Below are 14640 nucleotides of genomic sequence, written 5' to 3'. Positions count from 1 at the left end.
CGCCCGCACCGCGATCCTCGCCCGCACCGCGATCCTCGCCCGCACCGCGATCCTCGCCCGCACCGCGATCCTCGCCCGCACCGCGATCCTCGCCCGCACCGCGATCCTCGCCCACCGCGATCCTCGCCGCACCGCGATCCGCGGGGCGGCGGAGCCACCGCGCCCCTCAGGAGATGCGTTCGGGGCGGATGCCGCGGCCGACCAGGCGGGCCGGGATGGTCTGCAGAATCGGGAAGCGCTGGAAGAGTTTCAGCGCGCCGGGGGCCTTGATCGTGGCGTCGGCGCGAAGCACCGCGCCGACCAGGCGGCTCTGGGCGATCCGCTGGGCCCGCTGGGTGACCCGGGTCGGGAACATCCGGCGCTTGCGAACCAGATCGAGATCCTCGGTACGCAGCCGGCCCGTCTTCAGTTTTGGCCCGAGCAGCCGGGCCGTCGCGACCGCGTCCTGCACCGCGAGATTCACCCCGACCCCGCCCACCGGGCTCATCGCATGGGCGGCGTCGCCGATGCACAGCGCGCCGGGCACGTGCCACGTCTCCAGCCGGTTGACCTGCACCGTGAGCAGGTGCAGCTCGTCCCACGAGCGGATCTCGCCGACCCGCTGCGCGACCATCGGCGCGAGCCCGGCCACCCGGCGCCGGAAGCCGTCCAGCCCTTCGGCCTGCAGCCGCGCGTAGCCGCCCTTCGGGATGACGTACCCGCACTGGTAGTAGTCGTGCCGGTCGATCATGATGAGGATCGCACCCGGCCCGACTCGCCCGAGCAGCCCTTCCGGATCCCCGGGCTCCCGCGACATCCGGAACCACAGCACGTCCATCGGCGCGCCGAAGTCCACCGGCACCAACCCCAGCTTCTCCCGGATCACCGAGGCACGGCCGTCGCAGGCCACCGTCAGCTCCGCGTGCACCCGCACCGTGACCCCGTCCGGGCCGACCGCGGCGACCCCGGTGACCCGCCCGCTCGGGTCCCGCAGCACGTCCACCGCCTCGGTCGAGCGCAGCAGCGTGAACCCGGGCAGCTTCGCGGCCTCGGCGGCGAGCAGGTCCAGGAAGTCCCACTGCGGCAGGATCAGCAGGTAGTTGTGCGGCTTCGGCAGCCGGGTGAAGTCGCCGACCCGGTACGTGCCGTCGTCGAACGACACGGCCACCCCCGGCTCCCGCCGCCCCGGCAGCGCGGCGATCGCCTCACCGAGCCCCAGCTCATCCAACACGTCCAGCGTGGATGGATGAATCGTGTCCCCGCGGAAGTCCCGGAAGAAGTCCGCATGCTTCTCCAGCAGCACGACCTCGATCCCCTGCCGTGCCAGCAGGAACGCCAGCATCAACCCCGCCGGCCCGCTCCCCACCACACAGACCCGCGCCCTGAACTCCCGCTCCGCCACGCCCCGCTCCTCATGATCGCGACGATCTTGCACGAACTGTTGGGGATATGTCCGTTACGAGTGTGTCGTACCCACAGCCCACGCCAGATCGTCGCCCGAAGGGCAAGCTAGGAGAGGTTTTTGGCGATGACGGCGGCGAGGGCGCGGAAGGCTTTGCCGCGGTGGCTGATGGCGTCCTTCTCGGCGGGTTCGAGTTCGGCGTTGGTGCGGGTGTTGCCGTCGGCTACGAAGATCGGGTCGTAGCCGAAGCCGCCCTCGCCCCGCGGGGCGCGCAGGAGGCGGCCTGCCATTTTGCCGCTGACCAGGTGTTCGCGGCCGTTCGGGGAGGAGCCGGCGCCGGGCAGCACCAGGGCGGCGGCGCAGACGAACGCCGCGCCGCGGTGCTCGTCGGGCACGTCGCCGATCTGCGCCAGCACCAGGTCCAGGTTGGCCCGGTCGTCGCCGTGCTTGCCGGACCAGCGGGCGCTGAACACCCCGGGCATGCCGCTGAGCGCGTCCACGGCCAGGCCCGAGTCGTCGGCGACCGTCGGCAGGCCGGTGTGCTTGGCCCCCTCGCGCGCCTTGATCAGCGCGTTCTCCGCGAAGGTCAGCCCGGTCTCGGGGACCTCGACGTACGGCGGGACGTCGTCGAGCCCGACCAGCTCGACCTTCAGCAGCTCCGGCGAGCTTGCCAGGATGCGGCGCAGCTCGTCGAGCTTCTTCACGTTGCGCGTGGCGAGCAGGAGCTTCACCGGCGGAACACCTCCAGCAGGCCGGCCGCGTCCAGCGTGGGCAGGCCCAGCGTCTGGCGCTGCAGCGTGGTCAGCGTCTCGCAGCCCGCCACGCCCAGGTCGAGCAGGGCGTTGAGCTGCTTGCGGTCGAAGACGCCGTCCTCGCCCGTGCCCTGCACCTCGACGAAGTCGCCGGTGCCGGTGCAGACCACGTTCATGTCGACGACGGCCGTCACGTCCTCTTCGTAGCACAGGTCCAGCCGCGGCTCACCGCCGATGATGCCGACGCTGACCGCCGCGACCGAGCGGTGCAGCGTGGTCTCCACGGTCTGCTTGCGGGTCAGCATGTTCTTGGCGGCCAGCCAGCTCACCGCGTCGTGCAGGGCCACGTACGAGCCGGTGATCGCGGCGGTGCGGGTGCCGCCGTCAGCCTGCAGCACGTCGCAGTCGATGACGATCGAGTTCTCGCCCAGCGCCTTGAGGTTGATGCAGGCGCGCAGCGCGCGGCCGATCAGGCGGGAGATCTCGTGGGTGCGCCCGCCGACCTTGCCCTTGACGCTCTCCCGGTCAGACCGGGTCGTCGTGGCGCGCGGCAGCATCGCGTACTCGGCGGTGACCCAGCCCTGGCCGGTGCCCTTGCGCCAGCGCGGCACGCCCTCAGTGACGCTCGCGGTGCACAGCACCCGCGTGTTGCCGAACTCCACCAGCACGGAGCCCTCAGGATGCATACTCCAGTTCCGCGTCAGCGTGACCGGGCGGAGCTGGTCGGCTACACGGCCGTCAGGTCTGGTCATGCGCCCACCCTATGGGGTCAAACTTCGTACCGGGCACCGGGGCGGACGATCTCGACGGGTCCGGCGAACGTGGCGGCGGCGTTGTTCAGCGTCTCCGCCTCCGAGCCCCACGCGGTCACCAGATGCGTCAGCAGCAGCCGGCGCACCCCCGCCTTGGTGGCGATCTCGCCCGCCTCGCCACCGGTCAGGTGCAGGTCCGGCGGGTTGTCGACGCCGTCGAGGTAGCTCGCCTCGCACAGGAACAGGTCGGCGCCCTGGGCCAGCCGCAGCAGCGCGTCGCAGCCCGCGGTGTCGCCCGAGTACGCCAGCACCCGTCCCTCGTGCTCCAGGCGCACCCCGTACGTCTCCACCGGGTGGTTCACCCGGTCCACGCTGACCTGGAACGGTCCGATCGGGAAGCTGCCCGGCTGCAGCGCGTAGAACGTGTAGACGTCGTCCAGCGGACCCTCGTCCAGGCTGTACGCGGTCGCGATGCGCTCCGGCGCACCCGCCGGCGCGTACACCGGGATCGGCGGGTACGGCCCGTCCGGGGCGTACCGGCGCACCACGACGTACGAGCAGGCGTCCAGCATGTGGTCGCAGTGCAGGTGGCTGAGCAGGATCGCGTCGACCGACTTCAGGCTCGCGTAGCGCTGCAGCGCCGACAGCGAGCCGGTGCCGAAGTCGAGCAGCAGCCGGAACCCGTCCGCCTCCACCAGGTACGCCGAACAGGCCGACTCCGGCCCGGGAAAGCTGCCCGCGCAGCCCAAAACGGTCAATCTCATGCCCGCGCTCCCGCAGGGTCCAGCGCGGATCCGAGGAACCGCTTCGCCAGCCGGTCGAAGATCTCCTGGTCGCCGGTGCACAGCAGCTCGTGCGCAGGAGCCGGGGCGTCGTCCGGGCGCACCAGGTCGCGCTCCACGAGGACACGATAAACGTCGCGTGCCGTCTCGTCCGCGCTCGACACCAGGGTCACCTGATCCCCCATCACGAGGCTGATCACACCGGTGAGCAGCGGATAGTGCGTGCAACCCAGCACCAGCGTGTCCACCTGGGCCCGCTGTAGCGGCTCCAGGTATGCGCTGGCCAGACCGAGCAGCGCCCGGCCGGACGTCACTCCCCGCTCCACCAGCCCGACGAACTGCGGGCAGGCCGCAGCGGTCACCGCGAGGTGCGGCGCTGCGGCGAACGAGTCCTGATACGCCCCTGAGTTGATCGTAGCCGTGGTGCCGATGACTCCGACCCTGCCGTTGCGCGTGGCGGCGACGGCACGTCGCACCGCGGGGCGGATGACCTCCACCACGGGCACCCGGTAACGCTCGCGAGCGTCGTGCAGGCAGGCGGCGGAGGCGGTGTTGCAGGCGATGACCAGCATCTTCGCGCCGCGCTCGACGAGGCTGTCCAGGCAGGCCAGGGCATACGAGCGCACGTCGGCGATCGGTTTGGGCCCGTACGGCACGTGGGCCGTGTCGGCCATGTAGACGACCCGTTCATGAGGCAACTGGTCGAGGATGGCCCGGGCGACCGTCAGCCCCCCGACCCCCGAGTCGAAGATGCCGATCGGCGCGTCCGTCACGCTGCGCAGCCTACTTGGCCAACCCCCCTTCCGGGGAACGGTCCGTTCCGAGATGTCGCGAACGTGACACGGTAATCAGCCTGCCGTTACGCACGGTCGCCGGAAACCGTTGCACTCAGTGCACGGCCCGATCAACGGGCAGGTCAGGCAGAGGATTGGCGAGCACAGTGCGTACTGAGTCGAACTCCGAGCGCGACGCCGACGGCGTCCTCGCCACCGCGATCCCGGCCGGCACCGCCGGCAACCCCGCAGGCACGGCCAGTGACGAGCACGCCGGGATGCCGTCGGCCCGCACCGCGCCCGACGACCAGGACGGCACTCGCACACCAGGCCGTGTGCGCACCGCCGTGACGTCGCGGTTCCGGCTGCCCGGCGAGGACGACCCCGCCCCGCGTACCGGCCGCCTGCTCGGCCTGTGCGCCTGGGCCGCCGCCCTGGGCTTCCTCGGCCTCATTCCCGGCGGCCGCCTGGCCGTCGCCATGGCCATGAACCTCGACGTGCCCACCTGGTACGCCCCCGCCGCCCTCACGATCGGGGTGCTCGGCGTGGCCGCGATCGCCGCGGGCTTCGCCGCGATCCACCGCTACCGCCTCCCCCTCATCCTCTTCACCGTCTCCACCGTCCTCCTCCTGGCCAACATCACCCTCGCCTACACCACCCTGATCTGATCCGCCACACCGAAAGAGCCCGGCCGGTTACCCGGCCGGGCTCTTCGATCATGAAGTTGTGTCACCGACACGCCGCTGACCCGTGCCATAAGGTCATGATCAACGCGCGAGAAGGCGGGGTCAGGCCCAGAGTTGGCCTTCGAGGGCGGATTCGGCGTCGTTGAGGGTGCCGGTGTAGGCGCCGGTGGAGAGGTATTTCCAGCCGGCGTCGGCGACCAGGAAGGCCACGTCCGCAGGGCGGCCGTTCTTGGCGGCGTCGTGGGCGACGGCGAGCGCGGCGTGCGCGACGGCGCCGGTGGAGAAGCCGACGAACAGGCCTTCGACCTCGACGAGCTGGCGGGTGCGCAGCACGGCGTCGCGAGTGCCGACGGAGAAGCGCCGGGTCAGGACCGAGGCGTCGTACAGCTCGGGCACGTAGCCCTCGTCGATGTTGCGCAGGCCGTACACCAGCTCGCCGTAGCGGGGCTCCGCCGCGATGATCTGGATGTCGGGGTTCTTCTCCCGCAGGTAGCGGCCGGTGCCCATGAGCGTGCCGGTGGTGCCCAGGCCGGCCACGAAGTGGGTCAGCGTGGGCAGGTCGCGCAGCAGCTCGGGGCCGGTCGTCTCATAGTGGGCGCGGGCGTTGGCCTCGTTGCCGTACTGGTACAGCATGATCCAGTCGGGGTGCTCGGCCGCGATCTGCTTGGCGGTCGCCACCGCCTGGTTCGAGCCGCCTGCCGCCGGCGAGAAGATGATCTCCGCGCCGTACATGCGCAGCAGCTGGATGCGCTCGGTGGAGACGTTCTCCGGCATCACGCAGACCAGCCGGTAGCCCCGCAGCTTGGCGACCATGGCCAGCGAGATCCCGGTGTTGCCGCTGGTCGGCTCCAGGATCGTCGCGCCGGGGCGCAGCCGCCCGTCGGCCTCGGCGGCGCGCACCATGTACATGGCCGCCCGGTCCTTGACGCTGCCGGTCGGGTTGCGGTCCTCCAGCTTGGCCCACAGCCGCACCGGCGGCGCGCCCTCGGGCACAGCCGGGCTCAATCGGGGCAGCCCGATCAGCGGCGTGTCCCCGCAGACGTCGAGCAGTGAGTCAAAACGTGCCATGATCAGCTCCGTTCGCGCGAGCCGCCTGCCACGACCTCACACATACCTGCCGGACGGACGACGCCGGTGGATCGTCCGGCAGGCCCGCCGGGACGGCGGACCTGCGAGAACGAGCCACCGGCGCGTATGCCCACGGTGTGCGCGAGATCGTCGCGGCGGGAAAGGTCAGCGGCCGAGGACGGCGGCCGCGGCGGCGAGGCCGAACGCGCCACCGGCGACGGCCGGCAGGATGGTGACCGTGTCGCCGTCACTGATCTTGGCGTCGAGCGAGCCGAGGAAGCGCACGTCCTCGTCGTTGACGTAGATGTTCACGAAACGGTGCAGCCCGCCCTCGGGCGTGATCAGCCGGCCGCGCAGGCCCGGGTACGCGCCGTCGAGGTTGGTGAGCAGCTCGGCGAGGTTGTCCCCGGCGCTGGCGACGGCCTTGGCGCCGCCGGTGTAGGAGCGCAGGATCGTGGGGATGCGAACGTCGATGGCCATGGCAGAGAACTCCTGTAAGAAGAAATAGTCGTATGGACGGTCGGTCGGGACTGGCGTCGGGTCAGCTCAGTGCTGACACTCGTAGTCCACCGCCGCCGGGCTCTGCCCGAACATGAACGACTGCACGGCGTGCGGGTCGCCGCTCTCCTCGTAGCTCCGCATGGCGTCCATACTCTCACCAACGAGCTGGACCGGCTCTTCGGACACCTGCCCGTCCACGATGCGGAACGAGCGGATCTCCGCCGTCTGCGCGTCGCGGGTCGAGACGAGAAGGTAGTGGGCGTTCGGTTCGCCCGCGTAGGAGATGTCGGTCCGCGAGGGGTACGGCTCCGTCGCCGTGTGCGAGTGGTAGATCACCACCGGCTCCTCGTCGAGGTCGTCCATCTCCCGCCACACGCGCAGCTGCTCCGTCGAGTCGAAGCGGTAGAACGTGGTCGAACGCTCGGCGTTCTCCATCGGGATGTGCCGCTGTGGAGCGTCCGAACCCACGGGACCGGCCACCACGCCGCAGGCCTCGTCCGGGTGGTCCCGGCGGGCGTGGGCGACGATCGCCTCGATGATCTCCCTGTGGATGGTCAGCACGGCGACCAGCCTACCGATCCCCACCCACCCGCGAACACCCTTGTGACTTGCGCCATCACATGGCGCCCGCCTCCGCGGGCGCGGGGTTCGGCCTCTCAGCCTCCCTTACCCGCCGGGCGCTCGCCCGCTACGCGGACTTCCGCTCCTGGCGGGTGCGGTCGGCGGCCGAACCCAACCAGACTCGCTACCTGCGAAAGTCCGCCCCGATGATCGCCTCGAGGAGGGATTCCTGGAGGTAGCCGAGGTACGAGTACACGCTGAGCTGGAACACCCGGGCCGAGCCGGCGTCCTGCTCCAGCGCCTCCTCCAGCTCGTACTCCACGACCGTGTCGTCGGTCAGCTCCAGCCGGATGCCGAGCGCGAGCCGGGCGTCGTTGATCGCGCGCAGCCACGCCTCGGCGGACTCCGGGTCGAGGCGCACCTCGCCCTTGCCGGCCTCGGGCAGCCCGGCCAGCACCGCGCCGGCCTGGTCGATCTTGGCGGTCTTCAGGTCGCCCTCGGTGAAGCGCCGGAACTCGGCGGAGTTCTTCACGTCCTCGGGGTACACGTCGGGGAAGAGCCGCTCGACCACGGGGTCCTCGCGATCGAAGCCGTCGGTCAGCAGACCGACGACTTCTTCGGCGACCTTGCGCAGCACCCGTACCTCGTCCTCGCGAAAGTCCGCCACGCATTCCGCGCCGACTCTGCGGAAGATCGTCATGCGCGCTCGCTCACTGTCTGTCGACCGTGGCCCACAGGCCGTACGTGTGCAGCCTGCTGGCGTCGTGCTCCATGCGCTCGCGGGCGCCCGCCGACACGACGGCACGGCCCTTCTGGTGCACGTCGAGCATCAGCAGTTCGGCCTTGTCCCTGCTGTAACCGAAGAGCTGCTGGAAAACCCAGGTCACGTAGCTCATCAGGTTCACCGGATCGTTGTGCACGATGGTGACCCAGGGTCGGGCGAATTCCGACGCTTCGTCTATGTCCGGTTTATCAACCGGAACTGTCTGTGGGGCGGCGGTCACGTCCCCCATCCTACGAGTTGATTCGGGCAACACACAGGCACGCGGAAGTGCCGTCCTGCGGAGCACTTCGGCGATCTTGCGGGAAGTGCTCGCGGCCAGGCCACACGCCACAGCTCACGGGGGACACCGGCACAAGATCGGGCGAGGCCATAGGGTGTGAGGATGTTTGCCGGTGCGCCGAGTCTGCTGACGGACCACTACGAGCTGACCATGATCAGCGCAGCGCTGCGCGACGGCACGGCGCATCGCCGCAGCGTCTTCGAGGTGTTCGCGCGGCGGCTGCCGGTGGGCCGGCGTTACGGCGTGGTCGCCGGCACCGGCCGCCTGCTGGAGCTGCTCGCCGCGTTCAGATTTCACCCGGACGAGGTCGCTTTCCTGCGCGACCGGGGCGTCGTCGACGAGCAGACCGCGGCCTGGCTGGCCGACTACCGCTTCCAGGGCGACCTCGACGGGTACGCCGAGGGCGAGCTGTTCTTCCCCGGATCCCCGATCATGACCGTGAGCGGCACGTTCGCCGAGTGCGTGGTGCTGGAGACGCTGATCCTGTCGGTGCTCAACCACGACTGCGCGATCGCCGCGGCCGCGGCCCGCATGGTCACCGCGGCCCGGGGCCGCCCGCTGATCGAGATGGGCTCGCGCCGGGCGCACGAGGAGGCCGCGGTGGCCTCCGCCCGCGCCGCGTACCTGGCCGGCTTCGCGTCGACGTCGAACCTGGCCGCGGGCCTGCGCTACGGCATCCCGACCGCGGGCACCGCCGCGCACGCCTTCACGCTGCTGCACGACGACGAGAAGGCCGCCTTCGCCTCGCAGGTCGCGGCGCTGGGCGAGCAGACCACGCTGCTCGTCGACACGTACGACATCAGTCAGGGCATCCGCAACGCGATCGCGGTGGCCGGGCCCGGCCTGCGCGCCGTGCGCATCGACTCCGGCGACCTGTCGGTGCTGGCCGCGCAGTCGCGGGCGCTGCTCGACGAGCTGGGCGCGCCGGACGTGAAGATCGTCGTCAGCGGCGACCTGGACGAATACGCCATCGCCGCCCTGGCCGCCGAGCCGGTCGACGTGTACGGCGCGGGCACGGCGGTGGTTGTCGGCTCGGGCGCGCCGACCGCGGGCCTGGTCTACAAGCTGGTCGAAGTGGACGGCCGCCCGGTGGTCAAGCGGTCCGAGAACAAGGCGACGATCGGCGGGCGCAAGACGGCGTACCGTCGGCACAAGCCGACCGGCACCGCGGTCGAGGAGATCGTGCTCGCACAGCAGGCCACGCCTCCGGCCCAGCCCGGCGACCGGCTGCTGCAGCGCCCGTTCGTGCGTGGCGGCGAGCTAGTCGCGGACCTGCCGACCCTGGCCGACAGCCGCGCCCACCTGCGCGACTGTCTGATCACGATCCCCTGGGAGGGCCTGAAGCTGTCCGCCGGCGACCCCGCGGTGCACGTGACCGTGACCACCACCGGCCCTGGAGCATGAGCCCGGTCACCTGAGCGTTGCGGGACAGCGCCGACCGGAGCAGCATGGGCAGCGGTGGACAGGCACCACCGTTGACTGTCCGGGGAGGCGGCCATGGCCCGCGCATTGATCATCGTGGACGTGCAGAACGACTTCTGCGAGGGCGGCTCGCTGCCGGTGACGGGCGGCGCGGCGGTGGCGGCCGGGGTCTCGGCGCACCTGGCCGCCGACGCGGGCGCGTCGCCCCGCCGCTGGGACCACATCGTCGCGACCAAGGACCACCACCAGGACCCGGGCGGCCACTTCGGCAACCCGCCGGACTACTCCAGCAGCTGGCCGGTGCACTGCGTCGCGGACACCGTCGGCGAGCAGTTCCACCCCGCGCTGGACACCGAGCGGATCGAGGCGATCTTCCTCAAGGGTGAGTACGCCGCGGCCTACTCAGGGTTCGAGGGGCAAAGCAACGGCGTGGGGCTGACCGCCTGGCTGCGCGAGCGCGACGTGACCGAGGTGGACGTGGTCGGCATCGCCACCGACCACTGTGTACGGGCGACCGCGCTGGACGCGGCCCGCGAGGGCTTCGCGACCACCGTGCTGCTCGACCTGACCGCGGGCGTCGCTCCCGAATCGACGGAGGTCGCGCTGACCGAGCTTCGCGAGTCCGGTGTGGAGATCACCAACGCGGCATGAAACCGCAGCTCAGTGCCCCTTAAGGGACGTTTTAGGTAAACGCTCTTCCATTTTAAGGAAAGTTAACTTAATGTTTGGCCGCATCGGGGGGATAGGTGTCAATCATTAAGGGAGAGCCATGCTCAGAACACGGGCCCGCCTGATAGCCGCCACCGCAGCCATGGTCGTCGCCGGTTCCATCGGGGCCGTCACCATGGCGAACGCGGCAGGCACCGTCACCGCCTCCTACACCCAGACCTCCAACTGGGGCAGCGGCGCCGAGGGCAAGTACACCATCACCAACGGCACCGGCGCGGCGGCCACGTGGACCCTCGTGTTCACGCTGCCCTCGGGCACGACCGTCAGCTCCTTCTGGGACGCCAACCTGACCGGCACGGGCCAGACCCGCACCGCGACCGGCACCTGGAACGCCACCATCCCGGCCGGCGGCTCCGCCTCGTTCGGCTTCGTGACGGCGGGCTCCGGCCAGCCGACCGCCTGCACCATCAACGGCGCGAACTGCGCCACCGGCACCAGCCCGTCGGTCGTGCCGACCACACCCGGCACCAGCCCCAGCAGCTCCCCGTCGGCCCGGCCCAGCACCTCGCCGAGCTCGTCGCCGAGCACCCCGCCGAGCCCGTCGAGCAGCCCGACCAACCCGACCCCGGGCAAGAAGGTCATCGGCTACTACACGAACTGGGCGCAGTACCAGCGCAACTACCACGTGAAGAACATCGTGAGCAGCGGTTCGGCCGCGAAGCTGACGCACATCAACTACGCGTTCGGCAACGTGACCAACGGGCAGTGCGTGATCGGTGACTCGTACACCGACTACGACCGGGCCTACTCGGCGGCCGAGAGCGTGGACGGCGTCGCCGACACCTGGGACGCGGGCGCGCTGCGCGGCAACTTCAACCAGCTGCGCAAGCTCAAGAAGCTGTACCCGAACCTGAAGATCGTGTGGTCGTTCGGCGGCTGGACCTGGTCCGGCGGCTTCGGCCAGGCCGCGGCCAACCCGACCGCGTTCGCCAACTCCTGCTACAACCTGGTCGAGGACCCGCGCTGGGCGGACGTGTTCGACGGCATCGACATCGACTGGGAGTACCCGAACGCCTGCGGCCTGACCTGTGACAGCAGCGGACCGCTCGCGTACCGCAACCTGATGCAGGCGCTGCGCAACCGCTTCGGCGCGAACAACCTGATCACCTCCGCGATCACCGCGGACGGCAGCAACGGCGGCAAGATCGACGCCACCGACTACGCCGCCGCCGCGCAGTACGTCGACTGGTACCTGCCGATGACGTACGACTTCTTCGGCGCGTTCGCGGCGCAGGGCCCCACGGCCCCGCACTCGCCGCTGAACTGCTACGCGGGCATCCCGCAGGCGGGCTTCTGCACCGAGGCGGCCATCGCGAAGCTGAAGGCCAAGGGCGTGCCGGCCAGCAAGCTGCTCATCGGCATCGGCTTCTACGGCCGTGGCTGGACCGGCGTCACCCAGGCCGCCCCCGGCGGCTCGGCCACCGGCGCGGCCCCGGGCACCTACGAGGCCGGCAACGAGGACTACCACAAGCTGAAGACCTCGTGCCCGGCCAACGGCACCGTCGGCGGCACCGCCTACTGCTTCAGCGGCGGGCAGTGGTGGAGCTACGACACCCCGGCGACGATCCAGGGCAAGATGACGTGGGCCAAGAACCAGAGCCTGGCCGGCGCCTTCTTCTGGGAGCTGTTCGGCGACACCTCCAACGGTGAGCTGATCACCGCGATCAAGAACGGCCTCGCCTGATCCAGCGAGACCAGCGGCCCGTCGGAACCTCCGGGTTCCGGCGGGCCGCCGCCTTTGCGTTCCGGTGGTGACGGAGATAACCCCATACGCAGCCGTTAATCACTGACGCGGTGTCGGGGGGCTCGGGCAGGATGGGCGCGGAGGTAAAGACCAAAGTGACCATCGAGCCTTACCGCAAGATCCTCGGACTCCCCGGCGTACGCGCACTGATGCTGGTGGGGCTGGTGGCTCGTGTCCCGGTCATCGCGGCCGGCATCGTGCTGACCCTGCACGTGGTCAACACCATGCACCTCGGCTACGCCCAGGCCGGTCTCGTCGGCACCGCCTCCACCCTCGGCTCCGCGATCGGCTCCCCGCTCGCCGGGCGGCTGCTCGACCGGCACGGCCTGCGCCCCGTGCTGATCGTCACCACCGCCGCCCAGGCGCTGTTCTGGAGCATCGCGCCCCAGCTCGACTATCACACCCTGCTGGTCGGCGCGCTGGTCGCGGGCGTGCTCGGCCTGCCCGTGTTCAGCCTCGTCCGGCAGTGCATCGCCGCGCTCATCCCCGCCGACCAGCGCCGCCCCGGCTTCGCCCTGGACTCCATGGCCGTCGAGCTGTCCTACATGCTCGCCCCGGCCGCCGCCGTCGCCGCGGTGACCGCCTTCGGCAGCCGCCCCACCATGTACGCCGTCGGCATCGGCGTGGTCGGCGCGGGCCTGGCCCTGATCGCCCTCAACCCGCCCACCCGCTCCGCGGCCGAGCAGGCCGCCCCGGAGGCCGCGGTGCCGCGCCGGCAGTGGCTGCGCCCGCGCCTGTTCGCGCTGCTGTCGATCACCGCGGTGCTGACGTTCGTGCTCACCGCCACCGACCTGACGCTCATCGCCACGCTCAAGGGCAGCGGTCAGGAGACCTGGATCGGCCTGGTCATCGCCGTCTGGTGCGGATACTCCCTGATCGGCGGCTTCGTCTACGGCGCGCTGCACCGCAGCATCTCGCCGCTGCTGCTGGCGGGCCTCATGAGCGCGCTGACCATCCCGCTCGGCCTGGTCGGCGGCGGCTGGTGGTGGCTGCTGCTGGCGCTGATCCCGGCCGGAGTCCTGTGCGCGCCGTCGCTGTCGGCCACCATCGACACGATGAGCCAGTGGGTGCCCGCCGGAGCCCGGGGTGAGGCGATGGGCCTGCACGGCACCGCGCTGACCGTCGGCGTCGCCGCGGGCGCGCCGTTCGCCGGCACCATCATCGACGCGTACGGCCCCGCCTGGGCCTTCGCCGCCACCGGCAGCGCCGGCCTGCTCCTGGCCCTCATCGCCCTCCCCTTCTGGCGACTGGCCGGCGCCGGCTCCCGCCCTGCCGAACCGGTGCCCGCGACCCCGGCCGCCGACTGGGACGGCGCACTCATCGCCGACGCGGCCATCTCCGGCGCGGGCTCCACCATCCCCGCCGCAGACCCCGCCACCGACCCCACCCACGCCGCCGCCGCCCACCGCTGACCACCAGCCCCCTCCCCGGCGGAGGGCACCGCGCCCCGCGCGAAGGAAGGGCACCTTCACATCGCTATGCGTTGTGGAAGGTGCCCTTCCTAACAAGGTTGGCGGGTTCGGGCTGGCAGCGGGGGCACCAGTAGGTGATCCGCTCGCCGTCGCCGTCCCGCTTGCTGATCGGGCCGTTGCAGCGGCGGCAGGGCTGGGCGCGGCGGCCGTACACGTAGCTCGTCTCGCCGCGGTGCAGGGAGCCGGTGGTGGACTGGGTCCAGCGACCCCGGTTGGCCGCCAGCAGCCGCTGCCCGAGGGTCACCATGCCCGGCAGGTCCGGCACGTCGCCGACCGGCGTCCACGGCCACACGCCGCGCAGGAACAGCAGCTCGCACCGGTAGAGGTTGCCGATCCCGGCGAGGTTGCGCTGGTCGAGCAGCGCATCGCTGATGGGGCGGGCGAGGTCGGCCGACAGCCGCCGTATCGCCTCCTCCGGGTTCCAGTCGGGCCCGAGCAGGTCCGGGCCGAGGTGGCCGACCAGCTCCGGCTCCCGCGCGGTCGGCACGAGTTTGAGATCGTGCAGGTGGTAACCGACGGCGACGGACTTCGCGGTGCGCAGCACGACCCGGATCAGAAACGCGGGGCGGGCGGTCCAGCGCTCATCGGGGGCGTACACCCGCCAGGCGCCCTCCATGCGCAGGTGCGAGTGCAGCGTCAGCTCGCGGTGCTGGGGCGAGACCACGCGCAGCAGCAGGTGCTTGCCCCGGCTCAGCGAGTCGGCCACCCGGTAGCCGGTCAGATCGACGGTGGCCAGGTGCGGCACGCGGAAGTCCGACCCGGTCAGCTCCGCGCCCTCCAGCCCGTCGCGCAGCAGCTTGGCGGTGTTCCAGACGGTGTCCCCTTCCGGCATGGCTCCATCCTGCCCCAACCGTCCCTCGGCAACTCCATCCGCCGCCCTGCCGCAGTCTCGAACGCCCGCCCTGCCCGGCCACAGCGGTGATCATGAAGTTAAGGGAGCGACACGCCGTCGA

General features: G+C 71.0%; 16 protein-coding genes. 5 read left to right on the top strand and 11 right to left on the bottom strand.

Going from position 1 to position 14640, the window contains the following annotated elements; translation table 11 throughout:
• Window positions 1-166: 166 nt before the first annotated feature.
• From AB0B66_RS03865 to murI, 5 genes are all read right to left on the bottom strand, one after another.
• Complete coding sequence (locus AB0B66_RS03865) at window positions 167-1381, bottom strand: FAD-dependent oxidoreductase (RefSeq protein WP_360522444.1); 1215 nt, start codon at window positions 1379-1381, stop codon at window positions 167-169.
• 107 nt (window positions 1382-1488) lie between these two features.
• Window positions 1489-2112 (bottom strand): RdgB/HAM1 family non-canonical purine NTP pyrophosphatase, encoded by a 624-nt coding sequence (gene rdgB / locus AB0B66_RS03860; protein ID WP_360522441.1) that lies wholly within the window; start codon window positions 2110-2112, stop codon window positions 1489-1491.
• Window positions 2109-2885, bottom strand: a complete 777-nt coding sequence (gene rph / locus AB0B66_RS03855) for a ribonuclease PH (protein ID WP_360522438.1) — start codon at window positions 2883-2885, stop codon at window positions 2109-2111. The genes rdgB and rph overlap by 4 nt, the downstream gene beginning before the upstream one ends.
• Before the next feature lie 17 nt (window positions 2886-2902).
• On the bottom strand, window positions 2903-3649 hold the full coding sequence (locus tag AB0B66_RS03850; protein WP_203695014.1) for an MBL fold metallo-hydrolase: 747 nt from the start codon (window positions 3647-3649) through the stop codon (window positions 2903-2905).
• Window positions 3646-4440 (bottom strand): glutamate racemase, encoded by a 795-nt coding sequence (gene murI / locus AB0B66_RS03845; RefSeq protein ID WP_360522435.1) that lies wholly within the window; start codon window positions 4438-4440, stop codon window positions 3646-3648. Before murI ends, AB0B66_RS03850 begins: the two co-directional genes overlap by 4 nt.
• Window positions 4441-4607: 167 nt before the next feature.
• Between murI and AB0B66_RS03840 the strand changes: the two genes are divergently transcribed.
• A complete protein-coding gene (locus AB0B66_RS03840; RefSeq protein WP_360522432.1) occupies window positions 4608-5108 on the top strand; it encodes a hypothetical protein in 501 nt (166 codons plus the stop codon).
• Between the two features lie 120 nt (window positions 5109-5228).
• Here the strand turns inward: AB0B66_RS03840 and AB0B66_RS03835 are convergent, their stop codons facing one another.
• The 5 genes from AB0B66_RS03835 to clpS all read right to left on the bottom strand — a co-directional run bounded on the left by AB0B66_RS03835 (window position 5229) and on the right by clpS (window position 8269).
• Window positions 5229-6194 carry a cysteine synthase gene (locus tag AB0B66_RS03835; protein ID WP_360522429.1) on the bottom strand — a complete coding sequence of 322 codons (966 nt, stop codon included), beginning with the start codon at window positions 6192-6194 and terminating at the stop codon, window positions 5229-5231.
• A 165-nt stretch (window positions 6195-6359) separates the two neighbouring features.
• The gene (locus tag AB0B66_RS03830; protein ID WP_360522426.1) at window positions 6360-6674 is read right to left on the bottom strand and encodes a MoaD/ThiS family protein; all 315 of its coding nucleotides are present in this window, start codon (window positions 6672-6674) and stop codon (window positions 6360-6362) included.
• Window positions 6675-6740: 66 nt separating this feature from the next.
• Window positions 6741-7256, bottom strand: coding sequence for a M67 family metallopeptidase (locus tag AB0B66_RS03825; protein WP_360522423.1), 516 nt, complete (start codon window positions 7254-7256; stop codon window positions 6741-6743).
• A 184-nt stretch (window positions 7257-7440) separates the two neighbouring features.
• Window positions 7441-7956, bottom strand: a complete 516-nt coding sequence (locus tag AB0B66_RS03820; protein WP_360522420.1) for a DUF2017 domain-containing protein — start codon at window positions 7954-7956, stop codon at window positions 7441-7443.
• Between the two features lie 10 nt (window positions 7957-7966).
• Window positions 7967-8269 (bottom strand): ATP-dependent Clp protease adapter ClpS, encoded by a 303-nt coding sequence (gene clpS, locus AB0B66_RS03815; RefSeq protein ID WP_120316753.1) that lies wholly within the window; start codon window positions 8267-8269, stop codon window positions 7967-7969.
• Between the two features lie 153 nt (window positions 8270-8422).
• On the opposite strand from clpS, the gene AB0B66_RS03810 reads away from it, so the two are divergent.
• The 4 genes from AB0B66_RS03810 (at window position 8423) to AB0B66_RS03795 (ending at window position 13627) form a co-directional block, all read left to right on the top strand.
• The gene (locus AB0B66_RS03810; RefSeq protein WP_360522417.1) at window positions 8423-9724 is read left to right on the top strand and encodes a nicotinate phosphoribosyltransferase; all 1302 of its coding nucleotides are present in this window, start codon (window positions 8423-8425) and stop codon (window positions 9722-9724) included.
• 93 nt (window positions 9725-9817) lie between these two features.
• Entirely contained in the window at window positions 9818-10393 is a 576-nt protein-coding gene (locus AB0B66_RS03805; protein ID WP_360522414.1) for an isochorismatase family protein, read from the top strand.
• A 118-nt stretch (window positions 10394-10511) separates the two neighbouring features.
• The gene (locus AB0B66_RS03800) at window positions 10512-12155 is read left to right on the top strand and encodes a glycosyl hydrolase family 18 protein (protein ID WP_360522411.1); all 1644 of its coding nucleotides are present in this window, start codon (window positions 10512-10514) and stop codon (window positions 12153-12155) included.
• Between the two features lie 155 nt (window positions 12156-12310).
• Complete coding sequence (locus tag AB0B66_RS03795) at window positions 12311-13627, top strand: MFS transporter (RefSeq protein ID WP_360522408.1); 1317 nt, start codon at window positions 12311-12313, stop codon at window positions 13625-13627.
• Between the two features lie 64 nt (window positions 13628-13691).
• Here AB0B66_RS03795 and AB0B66_RS03790 read toward each other — a convergent pair whose 3' ends face one another.
• Entirely contained in the window at window positions 13692-14519 is an 828-nt protein-coding gene (locus tag AB0B66_RS03790) for a DNA-formamidopyrimidine glycosylase family protein (protein WP_360522405.1), read from the bottom strand.
• Window positions 14520-14640 lie beyond the last annotated feature (121 nt).

Source organism: Catellatospora sp. NPDC049111, assembly GCF_040648615.1.
Classification (GTDB): domain Bacteria; phylum Actinomycetota; class Actinomycetes; order Mycobacteriales; family Micromonosporaceae; genus Catellatospora; species Catellatospora aurea.
This window is presented reverse-complemented; position numbering and strand designations above follow the sequence as displayed.